Origin of the sequence: Streptomyces sp. NPDC048349, assembly GCF_040651925.1 — a bacterium.
Classification (GTDB): domain Bacteria; phylum Actinomycetota; class Actinomycetes; order Streptomycetales; family Streptomycetaceae; genus Streptomyces.
The window spans coordinates 18,851-33,528 of sequence record NZ_JBEZLA010000062.1 but is presented as its reverse complement, the minus strand read 5'-3'; the positions used below and the strand labels follow the sequence as shown (position 1 = coordinate 33,528).

At 73.4% G+C, this 14,678-nt stretch carries 12 protein-coding genes; 6 read left to right on the top strand and 6 right to left on the bottom strand.

Features of this window, described 5'->3' with window-relative positions; all coding sequences use genetic code 11:
- Positions 1-12 precede the first annotated feature (12 nt).
- The 6 genes from AB0D44_RS27835 to AB0D44_RS27810 form a co-directional block, all read right to left on the bottom strand.
- Positions 13-834, bottom strand: coding sequence for a carbohydrate ABC transporter permease (locus AB0D44_RS27835; protein ID WP_362595851.1), 822 nt, complete (start codon positions 832-834; stop codon positions 13-15).
- Positions 831-1,706, bottom strand: coding sequence for a sugar ABC transporter permease (locus AB0D44_RS27830; RefSeq protein WP_362595873.1), 876 nt, complete (start codon positions 1,704-1,706; stop codon positions 831-833). Before AB0D44_RS27830 ends, AB0D44_RS27835 begins: the two co-directional genes overlap by 4 nt.
- A gap of 185 nt (positions 1,707-1,891) precedes the next feature.
- Positions 1,892-3,223: a sugar ABC transporter substrate-binding protein gene (locus tag AB0D44_RS27825; RefSeq protein ID WP_362595849.1), complete on the bottom strand. Its 1,332-nt coding sequence runs from the start codon at positions 3,221-3,223 to the stop codon at positions 1,892-1,894.
- Between the two features lie 308 nt (positions 3,224-3,531).
- Positions 3,532-3,897, bottom strand: a complete 366-nt coding sequence (locus tag AB0D44_RS27820) for a hypothetical protein (protein WP_362595847.1) — start codon at positions 3,895-3,897, stop codon at positions 3,532-3,534.
- Between the two features lie 162 nt (positions 3,898-4,059).
- Positions 4,060-4,986: a serine/threonine dehydratase gene (locus AB0D44_RS27815; RefSeq protein WP_362595845.1), complete on the bottom strand. Its 927-nt coding sequence runs from the start codon at positions 4,984-4,986 to the stop codon at positions 4,060-4,062.
- Positions 4,987-5,000: 14 nt separating this feature from the next.
- Positions 5,001-5,642 carry a TetR family transcriptional regulator gene (locus AB0D44_RS27810; RefSeq protein ID WP_362595843.1) on the bottom strand — a complete coding sequence of 214 codons (642 nt, stop codon included), beginning with the start codon at positions 5,640-5,642 and terminating at the stop codon, positions 5,001-5,003.
- Positions 5,643-5,812: 170 nt separating this feature from the next.
- Between AB0D44_RS27810 and AB0D44_RS27805 the strand changes: the two genes are divergently transcribed.
- The 6 genes from AB0D44_RS27805 to AB0D44_RS27780 all read left to right on the top strand — a co-directional run bounded on the left by AB0D44_RS27805 (position 5,813) and on the right by AB0D44_RS27780 (position 14,602).
- Positions 5,813-7,501 (top strand): ricin-type beta-trefoil lectin domain protein, encoded by a 1,689-nt coding sequence (locus AB0D44_RS27805; protein ID WP_362595842.1) that lies wholly within the window; start codon positions 5,813-5,815, stop codon positions 7,499-7,501.
- A gap of 10 nt (positions 7,502-7,511) precedes the next feature.
- Positions 7,512-9,971: an alpha-N-acetylglucosaminidase gene (locus AB0D44_RS27800; RefSeq protein ID WP_362595840.1), complete on the top strand. Its 2,460-nt coding sequence runs from the start codon at positions 7,512-7,514 to the stop codon at positions 9,969-9,971.
- Positions 9,972-10,192: 221 nt separating this feature from the next.
- A complete protein-coding gene (locus AB0D44_RS27795) occupies positions 10,193-10,561 on the top strand; it encodes a hypothetical protein (protein ID WP_362595838.1) in 369 nt (122 codons plus the stop codon).
- Positions 10,554-11,588 (top strand): polyprenyl synthetase family protein, encoded by a 1,035-nt coding sequence (locus AB0D44_RS27790; protein ID WP_362595836.1) that lies wholly within the window; start codon positions 10,554-10,556, stop codon positions 11,586-11,588. The genes AB0D44_RS27795 and AB0D44_RS27790 overlap by 8 nt, the downstream gene beginning before the upstream one ends.
- A 62-nt stretch (positions 11,589-11,650) precedes the next feature.
- Entirely contained in the window at positions 11,651-12,832 is a 1,182-nt protein-coding gene (locus tag AB0D44_RS27785) for an oxygenase MpaB family protein (protein ID WP_362595834.1), read from the top strand.
- 189 nt (positions 12,833-13,021) lie between these two features.
- Positions 13,022-14,602: a molybdopterin-dependent oxidoreductase gene (locus AB0D44_RS27780; protein WP_362595832.1), complete on the top strand. Its 1,581-nt coding sequence runs from the start codon at positions 13,022-13,024 to the stop codon at positions 14,600-14,602.
- Positions 14,603-14,678 lie beyond the last annotated feature (76 nt).

Sequence of the window (14,678 nt, the reverse complement as noted above, 5' to 3'; positions counted from 1 at the left end):
GGCCGCGGCTGCTCAGGCCTTGACGGCTCCCTCTCCGACGCCTCGGAAGAAGAAACGCTGCAGGACGAAGAAGAGGAGCATCATCGGGACGAGCGCGGCCATGGCGCCCGCGGCGATGAGCCGCTGGTCGTTGACGGTGGTCGCGCCGGCCAGGGTCTTCAGGCCGAGCTGGAGGGTGTAGTGCTCGCTGTTGGTGAGGACCAGCAGGGGCCACAGGAAGTCGTCCCAGGCGCCCATGAAAGCGGTGATGCAGACGACGGCCAGGGCGCCCTTGGCGGCGGGGAGGAACACCCGGGTGAAGCGGGTCCATTCGCCCGCGCCGTCCAGGACCGCGGCTTCCTCCACCTCCTTGGGCACGGCCAGGAAGGCCGCCCGCATGATCATGATGTTGAGGACGGAGACGGCGCCGGGCAGCCACACGCCGATGAGCGTGTCGACCAGGCCCATCTCGCGGACCGTGAGGAACATGGAGATCATCACGGATTCGAAGGGGAACATCAGGGTCGCCACGAGCACGGTGAAGACGGCCCTGCGGCCCTTCCAGCCGGGCCGGGAGAGGGCATAGCCGCCCATCGCCGCGAAGAGCAGGTTCGAGGTGACGGCGAGTGCGGCCACGACGAGGGTGTTGGCGACGTACTGGAGCAGCGGGAAGGACTCGGCGACGCGGACGTAGTTGTCGAGGGTGGGCTGCGCGGGCAGTACGCCGTCGTAGACGTTCTCGGTGCGGCCGCGGATCGAGGTCAGGAACTGCCAGACGATCGGGCCCAGCATGATCACGAGCATCAGGACCAGCGTGGCGTACCGGCCGGCGAGGCCGGCCCGGGAGCGCCTCATGCCTCGTCCCCCTTCGACAGGCGGCGGCCGAGCAGGCTGAAGACGAGCGTCAGGAGGAACAGCAGGAGGGAGAGGGCGGAGGCGTAACCGGTCTCCCCGGAGAAGCCGAGGCCGACCTGCCGGATGAGGAAGGGCAGGGTCCGGGCGCCTCCGCCGGGGCCGCCGCTCTCCCCGCCGAGGATGTAGATCTCGGTGAAGACGCGCAGCGCCGAGATGGCGGAGAGGGTGCCGACCAGCAGCATCATCGGCTTCACCTGGGGGACGGTGATGCTGAAGAAGCGGCGGACGGGGCCGGCGCCGTCCAGGGCGGCCGCCTCGTAGAGGGAGGCGGGGACGTTTCCGAGCGCCGCGAGGTAGAAGACCATGTAGTAGCCGAGGCCCTTCCACACGGTGACGATCATCGCGGAGACCAGCAGCATCGTGCTGTCGGTCAGGAAGGGGACCGGTTCGGAGACGATGCTCAGCCGCCGGAAGACCGTGTTGACGAGTCCGTCGCTGCGCAGCACCCACTGCCAGATCAGGCCGACGACCACGGCGGAGGCGATCACCGGGGTGTAGAAGGCGGAGCGGAAGAAGCCGATGCCCGGGACCTCGGTCCGGACGAGGACGGCGAGCGCCAGCGGCAGGAGGACCAGGCAGGGCACGACGACGGCGAGGTACAGCACGCTGTTGCCGGCCGCGGTCCAGAAGTCGGGGTCGGCGAAGGCGCGGGTGTAGTTGGCGAAACCGACGAAGGTGCCGCCGCGCAGGATCCGGGAGTCGGTGAAGGAGAGGATGACGGTGTTGACGAAGGGCCAGAGGCTGAACAGCGTCACCATCAGCAGGCCGGGGGCGAGGAAGAGGTACGGGGTCCACCAGGCGCGGTGGCGCACCGCGGTCCCGGCCTGCACGGCCCGCCCGCTCCGGCCGGTGCGCTTGCCGGGCGCCACCCGCCTGCCCTGCACGGCCCGCCCGGCCTGGCCGGCCCGCCCGTCCTGCCCGGCCCGTATGTCCTGCCCGGCCCGCCCGTCCTGGCCGTCCTGGCCGGCTCGCGTGTCCTGGAAGCCCCGCACGCCGGTCACTTCCGAGCCGCGTCGGCGAGCAGCCTGTTGGCCTCCTCCTGGGCCTTCCTGACCGCGGTGCGCGGATCCTGTTCGCCCTTGATGGCCTTCTGCATCTCCCGTACGACGGCGTCGCCGACCTGACTGGTCCACTGCACGGGGGTGTTGGCGTCGAGCTCGGCCGTCTTCAGCTGTTCGGCGCCGACCGCGCGGGCGAGGGGCTCGGCGTCCTTGCCGTCGCCCTTGTCCGCGAAGTACGGGTCGGCGAGGCCCTGGGCGTTGGACGGGTAGATGGTGGCCTTCTTGGAGAACTCCACCTGGTTGGGGCCGTTGGTGACCCACTTGGCGAACGCGGCTGCCGCGTCCAGGTGTTCGGTGTCCTTCCTGATGCCGAGCGACTGGGCGTAGATGCCGATGTGGCCGAGGGTGCCCGTGACGGCCCCCGCGACCCGGGTCTTCGCGTAGACCTGTGGGGCGTTCCGCTTGATGTCCTTGACGAAACCCGGGGAGCCGGGGCCGAAGACCAGCTTCTCGCCGCCGTAGAGCTGGTTGATGTCGTCGGACTTGAGGAGGGACTCCCTGGGCATCGCACCCTTGGCGTAGAGGTCCTTCATCCGTTCCACCCACGCCACGGCCCGGTCGGTGTCGAAGGTGAACCGTTCCCCCTTGGCGTCGAGGACCGGGACGCCCATCTTCTGCCAGTCCCCCGGCAGTCGTCCCTTGGGGTCGGCCATGAAGGCGGCGTACCGGCCGCCGGACGTGGCGGCGATCCGCTCGGCGTAGTCGAAGAACTGCTCCACGCTGGCCGGCGGCGCGGCTGGATCCAGGCCCGCCTTCTCGAAGAGGTCCTCGTTGTAGGTGAGGATCTCCGGGGTGACGTACCAGGGGTAGGCGTACACGCCGTCACCCTTGCCCGGCAGCTTGAACTGCTCCCAGGCGCCCGGCACGTAGTCCTTGGCCAGCGCCCCGTCCAGCTTGGCCACGTCGGCGAGCATGCCCCGGTCGCCGAGGAGCTGGAAGGAGTCGGTGGACAGGTTGACCACGTCCGGCAGGGCTCCGGCCTGGGCGTCGGCGACGAGCTTCTCGTTGTAGCCGTCGCCCGGGACGTCCTCCCACCTGACCTTCACGTCCGGGTACCGGGCCTCGAACCCGTCGATGACGCCCTGTACGTACGCCGTGAACGCGGGCTTCAGCTGGAGTGTGCGGAAGGTGATCTCGCCCGCCACTCGGCCCGTCTTCTCGGCCTCCTCCACCCCCGAGCCGCCGCTCAGCCCGCACGCGCCGGTCGAGAGGAGGACGCCGGCCACCAACGCGGCCACGGCCGTACGGGTCGGGGTCGAACGGGTCATGGTCGCCGCCTTCACAGAAGTCCGGCCTCATTGCCGGAGGCGGTGCCACGGTCGCCGGGATCCAAGAACGCGTCAATGAGGCCTGCTGCCCGGGTGGCCGGTGCGGCCCTGGTCACAAAGGCGGCGGCAGGGGCGCCGGCCCCCCGGACAGCCCCCGTGGAATTCCCTTTAAGCTGCACTAATGCGCTTTAGTGCAAAGGCAGTTGCCGGTTGTTCCGATACGATGAGGAAACCGGGACACCCGGCACGATCTGACGCCTTGTCGACGGTGCACGCCGGCCCGGACGGGGCCCCGGCACTCGTGCGGTCTACCTCATCGGATACTCGGCCTTCTCCACGAGCTTGCCGTCCTTGAAGCAGAACCGCAGCACGGTCTCCTTGCCGTTCTTGGTGTCGCCGCTGGAGATGTACCAGGCGCAGACGCTGCCCTCGGGCTCGGCCGGGCCGCCGTCCTTCAGGGCGCTCTTGACGAAGGAGTCGCCCGACGGGAGCTTGGCGCGGACCCCGCTCTCCGCGTCGCCCGTCTTCACCGCCTCGTAGACCTCGGGGTCCACCAGTGTCTTGTCGGCCATGTCGAGGACCTTCCCCATGCCGAAGACCCCCAGCACGGCGAGGCCTGTGCCCAGCACCAGCGCCACCCCGCAGCCGATCAGACAACCCTTGCGCTGTGCCACGCCCGTTCCTCCGTGTTCGCCGTGTCCGTGTCCGTGTCGTTCCGTGTCCGGCGGCGGTCGCCCGCCCGGACACCCCGACCTTCGCAGACGGCGGGGGCACGGGGCCGTCCTCGAAAGTCGCCGACCGCCGCGACGATCGTCGTTCGAGGTCAGACCGCCGGGTCAGGACGCCAGGTCCCCCGGGTCCGTGTTGGCACCGCAGAGGATGACGGCGACCCGCTCGCCCAGCGGCTCGGGCGCGGCGCGCAGGGCCGCCACGGCGGTGGCCGCGCCCGCCTCGACCACGATCCGGTGCTCCTCCCACAGCGCCCGACGGGCGGCCGTGATCGCCGCGTCCGGGACGAGGACCGACCGTACGGTCGGCTCCTGCGCGGCGGCCAGCGCGTCCGCCGAGACACGGGTGGCCCCGAGGGAGTCGGCGGCGACGGAGTCCACGGCGACGTCCACCGGGCGGCCCGCGAGCAGGGCCGCGTTCAGGGCGCGGCAGTTCTCCGGCTCGGCGGCCATCACCCGTACGCCGTGCGCGCGTGCGGCGGTGGCGACCCCGGCGAACAGTCCGCCGCCGCCGACCGCGACGACCACGGCGTCCAGGCCGGGCAGCGCGGCGCGGATCTCGTCGAGGAGGGTTCCGGCTCCCGCGGCGATGAGCGGGTGGTCGTAGGCGTGGCTGCTCAGGGCCCCGCTGTCGGCGGCGAACTCCTCGCAGGCGGCCAGCGCTTGGGCGTACCGGTCGCCGACGAGCCGCACGTCGGCCCCGTACCCGCGCAGCCGTTCGACCTTGACCCGGGGGGCGTTGGCGGGCAGGAACACCGTCGCGGGCACGGCCTGGTCGCGGGCCGCCCAGGCACAGGCCAGCCCCGCGTTGCCGCCGGAGGCGATGGTGACCCCGGCGGGCGGGAGGGTGCCGGCCTTGTGGTGGGCGGCGAGGAAGTTGCGGGCGCCGCGGGCCTTGAAGGAGCCCGTGTGCTGGAGGTGTTCCAGGGCGTACCAGACCCCGTCGGCCGCGGGAGCCACGGCAACGGGCCGTACCGCTCCGGCGATCCGGTCGGCGGCGGCGCGTACGGCGGCGTAGTCGAGCTGCTGTTCCATGGCGGTGCTCCCCCTCAGGTGGTGGGCCGGGCGGCTTCGATCAGCTGGCGCAGGGCCCCGTAGTACACCTCGTGGTCCGTCAGGGGCGGCAGTACGTCGGCCAGCCCGGCGGAGAGTACGGGGAACCGCTCGGGATCCAGCGCGGCGAGGGCCGCCCGGGAGGCGGCCGTGGCCGCGGCCGGATCCCGGTGGTCCACGAAGGCCGCGCTGCCCAGGGTGAGCAGGTACATGCGGCGGTAGACGGTCATCGCCTCGGCGGCGGTCATCCCCGCGGCCACGCTGTCGGCGAGGGCCGGCTCCACGAGGCGCGCGAGCAGCTGCCGCCCGAGCCAGGGTCGGCCGCCGCGCAGGACGAGCAGCCCGGGGTGGGCGGTGAGCAGCCGGTACAGCGCACCGAACCGCCGCTCGCAGGCGTCGGCCCAGTCGGTTCCCGCGGGGATGTCGGGCAGTTGGGCGGCCAGGTGCTCGGTACACAGGTCGAGCAGTCCGGCGAGGTCGGTGCAGCGGCGCTGGACGGTGGCGTGGGAGACGCCGAGCCGGTCGGCGAGAGCGCGGAAGCTGAGCGCTGCCGGCCCCTCCTCGTCGAGGAGGCGCAGGGCGGCGACGGCGATCGCCTCGGGGGTGGCCTGGTCCAGTGCGACGGATCTCCTCGGCATGAGATACACCGTAACATACGCCGTATCAGGCGGCGGCGACACTTTGGTGTGACATCGATTGCGGCCATATTGCTGGTCAATGGCCGATATCTGCCGACTTTCGTTGACAGGGAGTAGTCGCGTCGCTGCACTGGGCGCACGACTGCCCGCCCCCACGTCAAGGAGACTCCGTGCCGCCTCGCCTGCGCGCCTCGCTCCCCTGTCTGACCGCGGCCGCCCTGTTCACCCTCGCGCTTTCCCCCGCCCCCGCGGGGGCGGAGCCCACGGCGACCTCGGACACCCCCCTCGCCCTCACCCCGCCCATGGGCTGGAACAACTGGGCGCACTACATGTGCGACATCGACGAGGCCACGGTGGTCGCGAACGCCGACGCCCTCGTGTCCACCGGGCTCGCCGCCAAGGGCTACGACACGGTGACCGTCGACGACTGCTGGATGACCAGGAGCCGCGACGCGCGGGGCGCGCTGGTCGTCGACACGGCGAAGTTCCCGCACGGCATGGCCTGGCTCGGCGACTACCTGCACGCCAAGGGCCTGAAGTTCGGCATCTATCAGGACGCCGGCTCGCTCACCTGCGAGAAGTACCCGGGCAGTGGCGCACCCGAGGGCGGTGGGGCGGACCACTACGCGCAGGACGCCCGGCAGTTCGCCTCCTGGAAGGTGGACTACGTCAAGATGGACGGCTGCAACCTGTGGGTACCGCCGGGCAAGACGAAGGAGCAGGCCTACCGGGACGCCTACAACGCGGTCGCCGCGGCCCTGCGCGCGAGCGGCCGCGACATGGTGCTCTCGGCCTCCGCCCCCGCCTACTTCCAGCAGGGCGAGTGGGGCGGCTCCGACTGGCACAAGGTCCTCGGCTGGGTCGGCGAGACCGGCCAGCTGTGGCGCGAGGGCCGCGACATCAAGGTCTACAAGCCCGCCACCCCGGCTGCCTCCCGGTGGAACTCGGTGCTCGGCAACTACGGGTACAACCGCTGGCTCGGCCGGTACGCGGGCCCCGGCAGCTGGAACGACCCCGACTTCCTGATCGCGGGCGCGCCGGGCCTCAGCGCGGCCGAAAGCCGCAGCCAGGTCGCCCTGTGGGCCATGATGGCGGCCCCGTTCATCCTGTCCTCCGACGTCTCCGGACTCAGCGCGGAGGGCCTCGCCGCCCTCGGGAACACCCGGCTGATCGCACTCGACCAGGACCCCTTGGGCCGTCAGGGCGCGGTGGTCTCCTCCAACGCCACCTTCGAGATCCTGGTCCGGCCGCTCGCGAACGGCGACCGGGCGGTGGCCGTCCTCAACCGCTCGGGCGCCGCGCGCACCATCCACGTGCCGCTCGACGAGCTCGGGCTGCCGTCGTGCACCGCGGACGCCCGGGACCTGTGGAGCGGGGAACGCCGGGAGGTCTCCGACGCGTTGACGGGCCGGGTGGGCGCCCACGACACCGGGGTCTGGCGGCTCACCCCGCGCGGCTGCGCCCGGGCGGTGCCGACCGGGCAGATCGTCGGTGACGGCGCCAAGTGCGCCGACGGGGCCAGCACCTCGGGTGTCGGCGCGGTCGTGCTCGGGACGTGCACCGGAGCCCCCGACCAGCGCTGGGTCCTGGGCCGCGACGGCACCCTGCGGCTGGCCGGCACGTGCCTGTCGGGGGGCGAGGACGGCCTGGTGGAGCTGGCGCGCTGCGCTCCCGCCGGGGTGCAGGGGCCCGGTCAGGGCTGGGCGCACCGGCGCGACGGGTCCCTCGTCGAGAAGGCGAGCGGCATGTGCCTGACGGCGCCCGCCGCGGCCGCGACCCCCGACGCCCCCGCCGAGCGGCTCCGCCTGGCCCCGTGCGGCGACCACCGGGTCGACCAGGCCTGGGCCCTGCCGGTCTGAGGGGACGAGGATGACACGACCGTCGCACACGCCGCCCCGCACGCCACCGTCCCGCGCCCTGCTCGAGCGCGGATCCCCGCCCGAGCCGCCCCCCGCGGGGCGGTCCCGGCGGCCGGCCGTCTCCCGGCCGGTCGCGCGCGCCGCCGTCCCCGCGGTGCTGCTCGCCCTGCTCGGGGCGGCGGCTGCCCCCGGAGCGGCCGCCCCGGCGGCCGGACCGCCCGCACGGGCCGAGGTACGGACGGACGTGCGGACCGGGGTACGACCCGACGCCCGGGCCGGGGTACGGACGGACACGCGGCCCGACACGCCGGCCGGAGCGCAGCCCGACACGCCCGCGGGGGCACGGGCCGGCGCGGCGCGTCCCGGGGACTTCGACATCGCGCCCGCGCGGGCCGCCCTGGAGCGGCTGCTCCCGCGCCACGCCCGGCAGTTCACCCTCGTGCCCGGGACGGCCGGCGGCGCCGACACCTTCACCGTGTCCGGGACGCCCGGTGCGATCACCGTGCGCGGCAGCACCGGAGCCACCCTGCTCACCGGTGTCGGCTGGTACCTCCAGCACGTCGCCGGGGCGGACATCGGCTGGCCCGGCGACAGCATCGGCATGCTGCCCGCCGAGCTGCCGGGCGTCGCCGCGCCGGTCACCCGCAGCGCGCTCGTGCCCCACCGGTACGCCCTCAACGACACCGACGACGGGTACTCCGGCCCGTACCGCACCTTCGAGGAGCACCAGCGGCAGATCGACCTGCTCGCCCTGCACGGCATCAACGAGGTGTTCGTACAGGTCGGCGCCGAGTACCCGTACTACCGGGCGCTCCAGGGCTTCGGCTACTCCGCCGAAGAGCTGCGGGAGTGGATCCCCGGGCCCGCCCACCAGAGCTGGTGGCTCCTGCAGAACCTCAGCGGCTTCGGCGGGCCGGTCTCCGAACGGCTGATGCGGGAGCGCGCCGAGCTGGGCGGACGGATCGCGCAGCAGCTGCGCGGGCTCGGCATGACCCCGGTGCTGCCCGGCTACTTCGGCACCGTGCCGCCGGGTTTCGCCGCCCGGAATCCGGGGTCCGCCACCGTGCCGCAGGGCGACTGGGCGGGGTTCGAGCGCCCGGACTGGCTGGATCCGGGCTCCGCGGCCTTCCCGAAGCTCGCCGCCGCCTACTACGCGGAGCAGCGTGCGGTGTTCGGGGACAGCACGATGTACCGGATGAGCCCGCTGCACGAGGGCGGCCAGACGGGCTCGGTCGACGTGAAGTCCGCCGCCGGGGCCATCCAGTCCGCCCTGCACGCCGCCCACCCCGGTGCGCTGTGGGCCGTGCTGGGCTGGCAGGACGACCCGACCGCGGAGCTCCTCGCCGGGGTGGACACATCGAAGGTGCTGATCCTGGACGGGCTGTCCGACCGCTACAACCGTTTGGACCGGGAGGCCCGCTGGGGTGGCGTCCCGTACGCGATGGGCACCATCTACAACTTCGGCGGGCACACCACGATCGGGGCGAACACCTCCGTGTGGCTGGAGCGGTTCGGGCCCTGGCGGGCCAAGAGCAACAGCGCCCTCGCCGGGATCGCGTACCTGCCGGAGGGCACCGGCACCAATCCGGCCGCCTTCGACCTGTTCACCGACCTGGCCTGGGAACCGGGTCCGGTCGACCAGCGGCAGTGGTTCGCCGGTTTCGCGGCCCGCCGCTACGGCCGGCCCGACGCCGAGGCCGCCGCCGCCTGGGAGGAGCTGCGCAAGGGACCGTACAGCACCTCGTCGGGGCTGTGGTCGGAGTCTCAGGACAGCCTGTTCACCGCCCGGCCGAGCCTGACCGCGGCCGGAGCGGCGTACTGGAGCCCCAGGTCCATGCGCTACCCGGCCGGTTCGGTCCGCCGGGCGCTGGACCACCTGCTCCGCGTCGATCCGCGGCTGCGCACCTCCAGCGCCTACCGCTTCGACCTGGTGGACACCGCCCGGCAGGCGCTCGCCAACCACTCGCGGGTGCTGCTCCCGAAGATCAAGGCGGCGTACGAGGCCCGGGACCTGGCCCGCTTCCGCGAGCTGACCACCGAATGGCGCGACGCGGAACGGAAGTTGGACGCGGTCACCGGATCCGATCCGAACTTCCTGCTCGGCAGGTGGCTCGCCGGGGCGCGCTCGAAGGGCGCCGACACGGCCGAACAGGACCGGTACGAGTACGACGCCCGCTCGATCCTGAGCGTGTGGGGGCGCCGCGCCACGAGCGAGGGCGGCTTCCTGCACGACTACGCGAACCGCGAATGGAGCGGCCTGGTGACGGAGTTGTACGCCCGCCGGTGGAAGGCGTACTTCGATTCGCTGGAGGAGGCACTGGTCTCGCGCAGCGCCCCGCGGGCGATCGACTGGCACGCCTTCGAGGAGGAGTGGGCCCGGCGGACCACCCGGCACCCGGTCCGGCCGAGCGGGGACCCGCACGCGCTGGCCGCCGCGATCGCCGCCGCCTTGCCGGCGGCGGCCGGCTGACGTACACCACCGACCGCGGTGACGATGAACCATGCCGTGATCGTCACCCGCCCGTGGGAATCTCGCTACCCGTGCGGGGGAGAACCCTGCCGGTGGAGCGATCCGCGGGAGCGTCACTGGGTTCACTGGCCCGGAAACGATCAGGGGCGGCCATCGGAGCGATCCGGCGGTCGCCCCTTCCGATGCCATGACGGCAGGACGCGACCAGGAGTTCACCGCACATGTCCCAGACCGAACACGAGCAATCCGCGCAGGGCCGGCCCCGGCACGAGGGGCCGCAGCAGGAGGCGCCGCAGCAGGAACGGCCCGCGAACAGCTCCCCGGCCGCCGCACCCCTGGAGTTCGTGGCGCTGCTCGCCGCCGGGGTGGCCGATCTGGCCCTCGACCAGCTGCGGCAGTCCGCCGACCTGGCGCAGCAGGTGATGCGCCGCTCCGACCTGCGGGAGCTGCTCACCGACGGGGTGGTGGAGCTGCGCAAGCGCGGGGAACTGGCCACCCGCCGGGCGGGCGTCGGCAACGAGAATTACCTGGAGACCATGGCGCGGCGGGCCGCCGAGCGCGTCGCCGCCGAGGGCCGCCCCTGTGCATGACCACACCGGCTTCAAGGAGCGCATCGACGAGGTGCTGGTCCGGCTGGCCGACGAGGAGGAGCGGGCCCTGCTCGGCCTGCACGCCGAACTTGCCCCGCTGTCCGACCAGTTGCGCCGCTCGCTGGCGCGCGGCAAGCGCATCCGGGCCGCGTTCCTGTACTGGGGGTGGCGGGCGGCGGGCCAGCCCGACTGCGAAGGAGTGATCCGGGCCGCGGCCGCGATGGAGCTCGTGCACGCGGCGGCCTGCACCCATGACGACATCATCGACGGCAGCCGTACGCGGCACGGACAGCCCACGGCGCACGCCGCGTTCGCCGCCGCCGGACAGCGCTCCACCGCGCTCGCGATGATCCTCGGCGATCTGCTGATGGGCTACGCGGGGCACGTCTTCACCTCCTGCGGGCTGCCCGGGGCCTACCTCGCGCGGACGGTGCCGCTCTGGTCCACCCTGCTCCGCGAGACGATGGCGGGCGAATTCCTGGAGGTACTGCGCACCGACGCGAAGCCGGCCCGGGAACCGCAGGTGTCGGAGTCCCTGGAGGTCGCCCGCTACAAGACGGCCAAGTACACGGTGGAGCGGCCGCTGCACCTGGGCGCCACCCTCGGCGGCGGCTCCCGCGCCCTCCTGGACGCCTTCTCCGCGTACGGGCTCCCGCTCGGCGAGGCCTTCCAGCTGCGCGACGACCTGCTGGGTACTTTCGGCGACCCGGCCAGGACCGGCAAGTCGAACCTCGACGACCTGCGGGACGCCAAGCCCACCGCGCTGCTCGCGCTCACGGTGGCGGCGGCCGACCCGGACGAGCGGCGGCTGCTGGCCAAGCTGGTCGGCAATCCCGAGCTGGGGCCCGAGGAAGCAGGGTCCGTCCGCGAGGTGATGGAGCGGTGCGGAGCCCGCCGGCAGGTCGAGGACATGATCCGCGAGCGCATCGTCCGGGCCACCGGCGGGTTGGACACCGTACCGATGCCCGCGGAGGCACGGTCCGCGCTGCACGAACTGGCCGGCACCGCGGCCGAGCGCTCGCTGTAGCCCGCGATCACCGCACCGGCCCGGCCGGTCCCGCACCCCACGACACGAGAAGGACGACCGAAGTGAACACCACCAAGAGCGCCCCGTCGGCGACCCGTTACGACGACGCCGCCCTCGACGCCCTGCGCACCCAGGGCGATCCACTCGCCGACGAGACCGTCGCCGCGATGTTCCACCGCAAGGAGGTCGGCGACCTCAACACCCTGATGCGGTTCTTCACCACCGTCGGCGACGCGCTGCCCGACCAGCTCCCCGCCTCGGCGCGCGCCTATTTCGAGGCGACCGCCATGCCCCCCGCCTGGGTGGACTGGGACGTCATGGAGCAGGCCCGGCTGTTCTTCATGGACAACGCGGCCCACATCAACACCGGGCTGTCCTTCGCCGCCATGCCCGCGACCTACGCCATCCCGAGGCTTTCGCGGCTGCTCTCCTCGACGCACTCCCTCGCGTACCCCTCGCGGCGGATGGCGAACACCGGGCAGTTCGTCACCTACCTCATGCAGACCGACTCCTTCGCGGAGGGCAGCAAGTTCATCCCGGCCGCGCAGAAGGTGCGGCTGCTGCACGCGGCGGTCCGCCACCACCTGCGCCACGGCGGCCACTGGGACGTCGAGAAAGACGGACTGCCCATCTGCCAGGAAGACATGATCGGCGGTCAGATCTGCTTCTCGCTGCTGGTGCTCGATGCCATGCACCAGCTCGGCATCCACATGAGCGAGGACGGCGCGGAGGCCTACTTCTACGCCTGGCGGGTCGTGGGCGCCATGCTGGGCTGCGACATGTCGGCCGTCCCCCAGACCCTCGCCGAGGCCCGCGACTACTGCGACCTCTACCTCCTGCGCAACCTCGGCCCCTCGCCCGAGGGGGTCCGCCTCAACGCGCAGCTGATGCGGATGTACGAGGACGTGGTCCCCGGCACCTTCTTCGACCCGATGGTGCCCGCCACCGTCCGCTACCTCGTCGGCGACACCATCGGCGACTGGCTGGAGATCCCGCGCACCCCCTGGGACACGGCGGCGAAGGCCGTCCCCGTGTTCCTCGGCCTGCTGGAGACGATCGAGGACAGCAGCCCCTACGCGGAGTGGGCGCTCGACAAGGCCGGCTCGCTGCTGTCCGGTTTCGAGCTGTCCTCGCTGACGCGGGGCCGGGTGATGCACCACGCCATCCCGGAGGAGCTGAAGACCGAGTACGGGGTCAAGCCGCCCCGCACCGGGCGCTGGGTCCCGCCGGCGCCGGTGCACTGACGGACGGCAGCGGCCCCGGCAGGATCCGCGCACGGGCCGACGGCCGGCCAGGGGCGCAGGGCGCGGGCCCGTGGCGCGGGACGCGGGGTCCGTGGCGCAGGACGCGGGGGGCGCGGGCCCGGTGGCGCGGGACGCGGCGAGTGCGCTGCGAGGAGCGCGGAGCGGGCGGGGCCGGGTCACACTGGCCCTGTGACAGCAGACCGGAAGCGTCGGCAGCGGCTGCTCGGCGCCCTCAGCGGGGTGGTGGCGGCGGCCGCGGGGCTGGCCGTCGGCGACCTCGCGGCGGCGGCCGTCCGGCCCGAGTCCTCCCCGGTGACCGCGGTCGGCGGGGCCCTGGTCGACGCCACGCCCACGGCGGTCAGGGAGTGGGCGATCCGCCAGTTCGGCACCGCCGACAAATGGGTGCTGACGTTCGGCATCCTCCTGGTTCTGGCATCGCTCGCCGTCGGGGCGGGGCTGCTGGCGCTGCGCCGCCTCCCCGCGGGGATCGCCGTCGCGGGCGGGTTCGGCCTGCTGGGGGCGGCGGCCGCACTCGGCCGGCCGGAGGCGGGCTGGCGGGACGCCCTGCCGTCGGTGGCGGCCGGGCTGGCCGCGGCCGGGGTGCTGTGGCTGCTGGTGACCGCGGTACGACGGCCCCGCCCGTCGGATTCACCGCCCGGTGGCGCCTGGGCGATGGACCGCCGCGGCTTCGCCCGGCTGGTCGCCGCCACGCTCGCGGCCTCGGCCGGAGCGGCCCTCGCCGGACGGCGCCTCGGCGCCTACGGCTCCGCCGGTGCGACGGCCTCCCGGGCCCGCTTCCGGCTCCCCCGGCCCACCGTGCCCGCGCCGCCGGTGCCCGCCGGCGCCGACCTCCGCGTTGCCGGCCTCTCCCCCTTCCTCACCCCGAACCGGGTCTTCTACCGCGTGGACACGGCGCTGGTGGTGCCGCGCGTGGACGCCGATACCTGGCGGCTGCGCATCCACGGGGAGGGGGTGGCCAGGCCGCTGACCCTCGACCTGCGGGAGTTGCTCGCCCGCCCCCTGGTCGAGCACGACATCACCCTCACCTGTGTCTCCAACGAGGTCGGCGGCCCGTACGCGGGCAACGCCCGCTGGCTCGGCGTCCGCCTCGCCGACCTGCTCCGCGAGGCGGGGGTGCGGCCGCCGTCCGCGGGCGGCCCCGCCGACCAGCTGGTGGCGCGCTCGGTGGACGGCATGACGATCGGCACACCGGTCGAGACGGTCATGGACGGCCGGGAAGCGCTGCTGGCCGTCGGGATGAACGGAGAGCCGCTGCCCTTCGCACACGGGTTCCCCGTCCGGATGGTCGTACCCGGCCTGTACGGGTACGTCTCCGCCTGCAAGTGGCTGCGCGAGCTGCGCCTGACCACCTTCGCCGCGTACGACGCCTACTGGGTGCGCCGATCCTGGGCGGCGCGCGCCCCGGTCAAGACGCAGTCGAGGATCGACACCCCGCGCTCGTACGCGGCGCTCGCCCCGGGCCGGGTCGCGGTCGCGGGGGTGGCGTGGGCGCAGCACCGGGGCATCGAGCGGGTCGAGGTACGGGTGGACGGCGGCCCCTGGCACGAGGCCCGGCTCGGCGACGCGGACGGCGTCGACACCTGGCGGCAGTGGGTGTGGCCGTGGGAGGCGACCGCCGGCTCGCACACCCTGGAGGTCCGCGCCACGGACGGGACCGGCGCCGTCCAGACCGGGGAGCGCGTCGGGACGCTGCCCGACGGGGCGACCGGATGGCACGCGGTGACGGTACGCGTCGCGCCGGGCCCGTGAGGGCGCCCCGGACCGCCTTCTTCCGCCGCCGCGGCGAGGTGCGTGCCCGGCTTTCGTGAGGCGGTGAACCCGTCCG

Excerpts from the sequence above, each read along its gene's own strand:
- AB0D44_RS27815 (WP_362595845.1), bottom strand. The coding sequence starts at position 4,986 with ATGGAACAGCAGCTCGACTACGCCGCCGTACGCGCCGCCGCCGACCGG.
- AB0D44_RS27810 (WP_362595843.1), bottom strand. The coding sequence starts at position 5,642 with ATGCCGAGGAGATCCGTCGCACTGGACCAGGCCACCCCCGAGGCGATC.
- AB0D44_RS27835 (WP_362595851.1), bottom strand. The coding sequence starts at position 834 with ATGAGGCGCTCCCGGGCCGGCCTCGCCGGCCGGTACGCCACGCTGGTC.
- AB0D44_RS27795 (WP_362595838.1), top strand. The coding sequence starts at position 10,193 with ATGTCCCAGACCGAACACGAGCAATCCGCGCAGGGCCGGCCCCGGCAC.
- AB0D44_RS27825 (WP_362595849.1), bottom strand. The coding sequence starts at position 3,223 with ATGACCCGTTCGACCCCGACCCGTACGGCCGTGGCCGCGTTGGTGGCC.
- AB0D44_RS27800 (WP_362595840.1), top strand. The coding sequence starts at position 7,512 with ATGACACGACCGTCGCACACGCCGCCCCGCACGCCACCGTCCCGCGCC.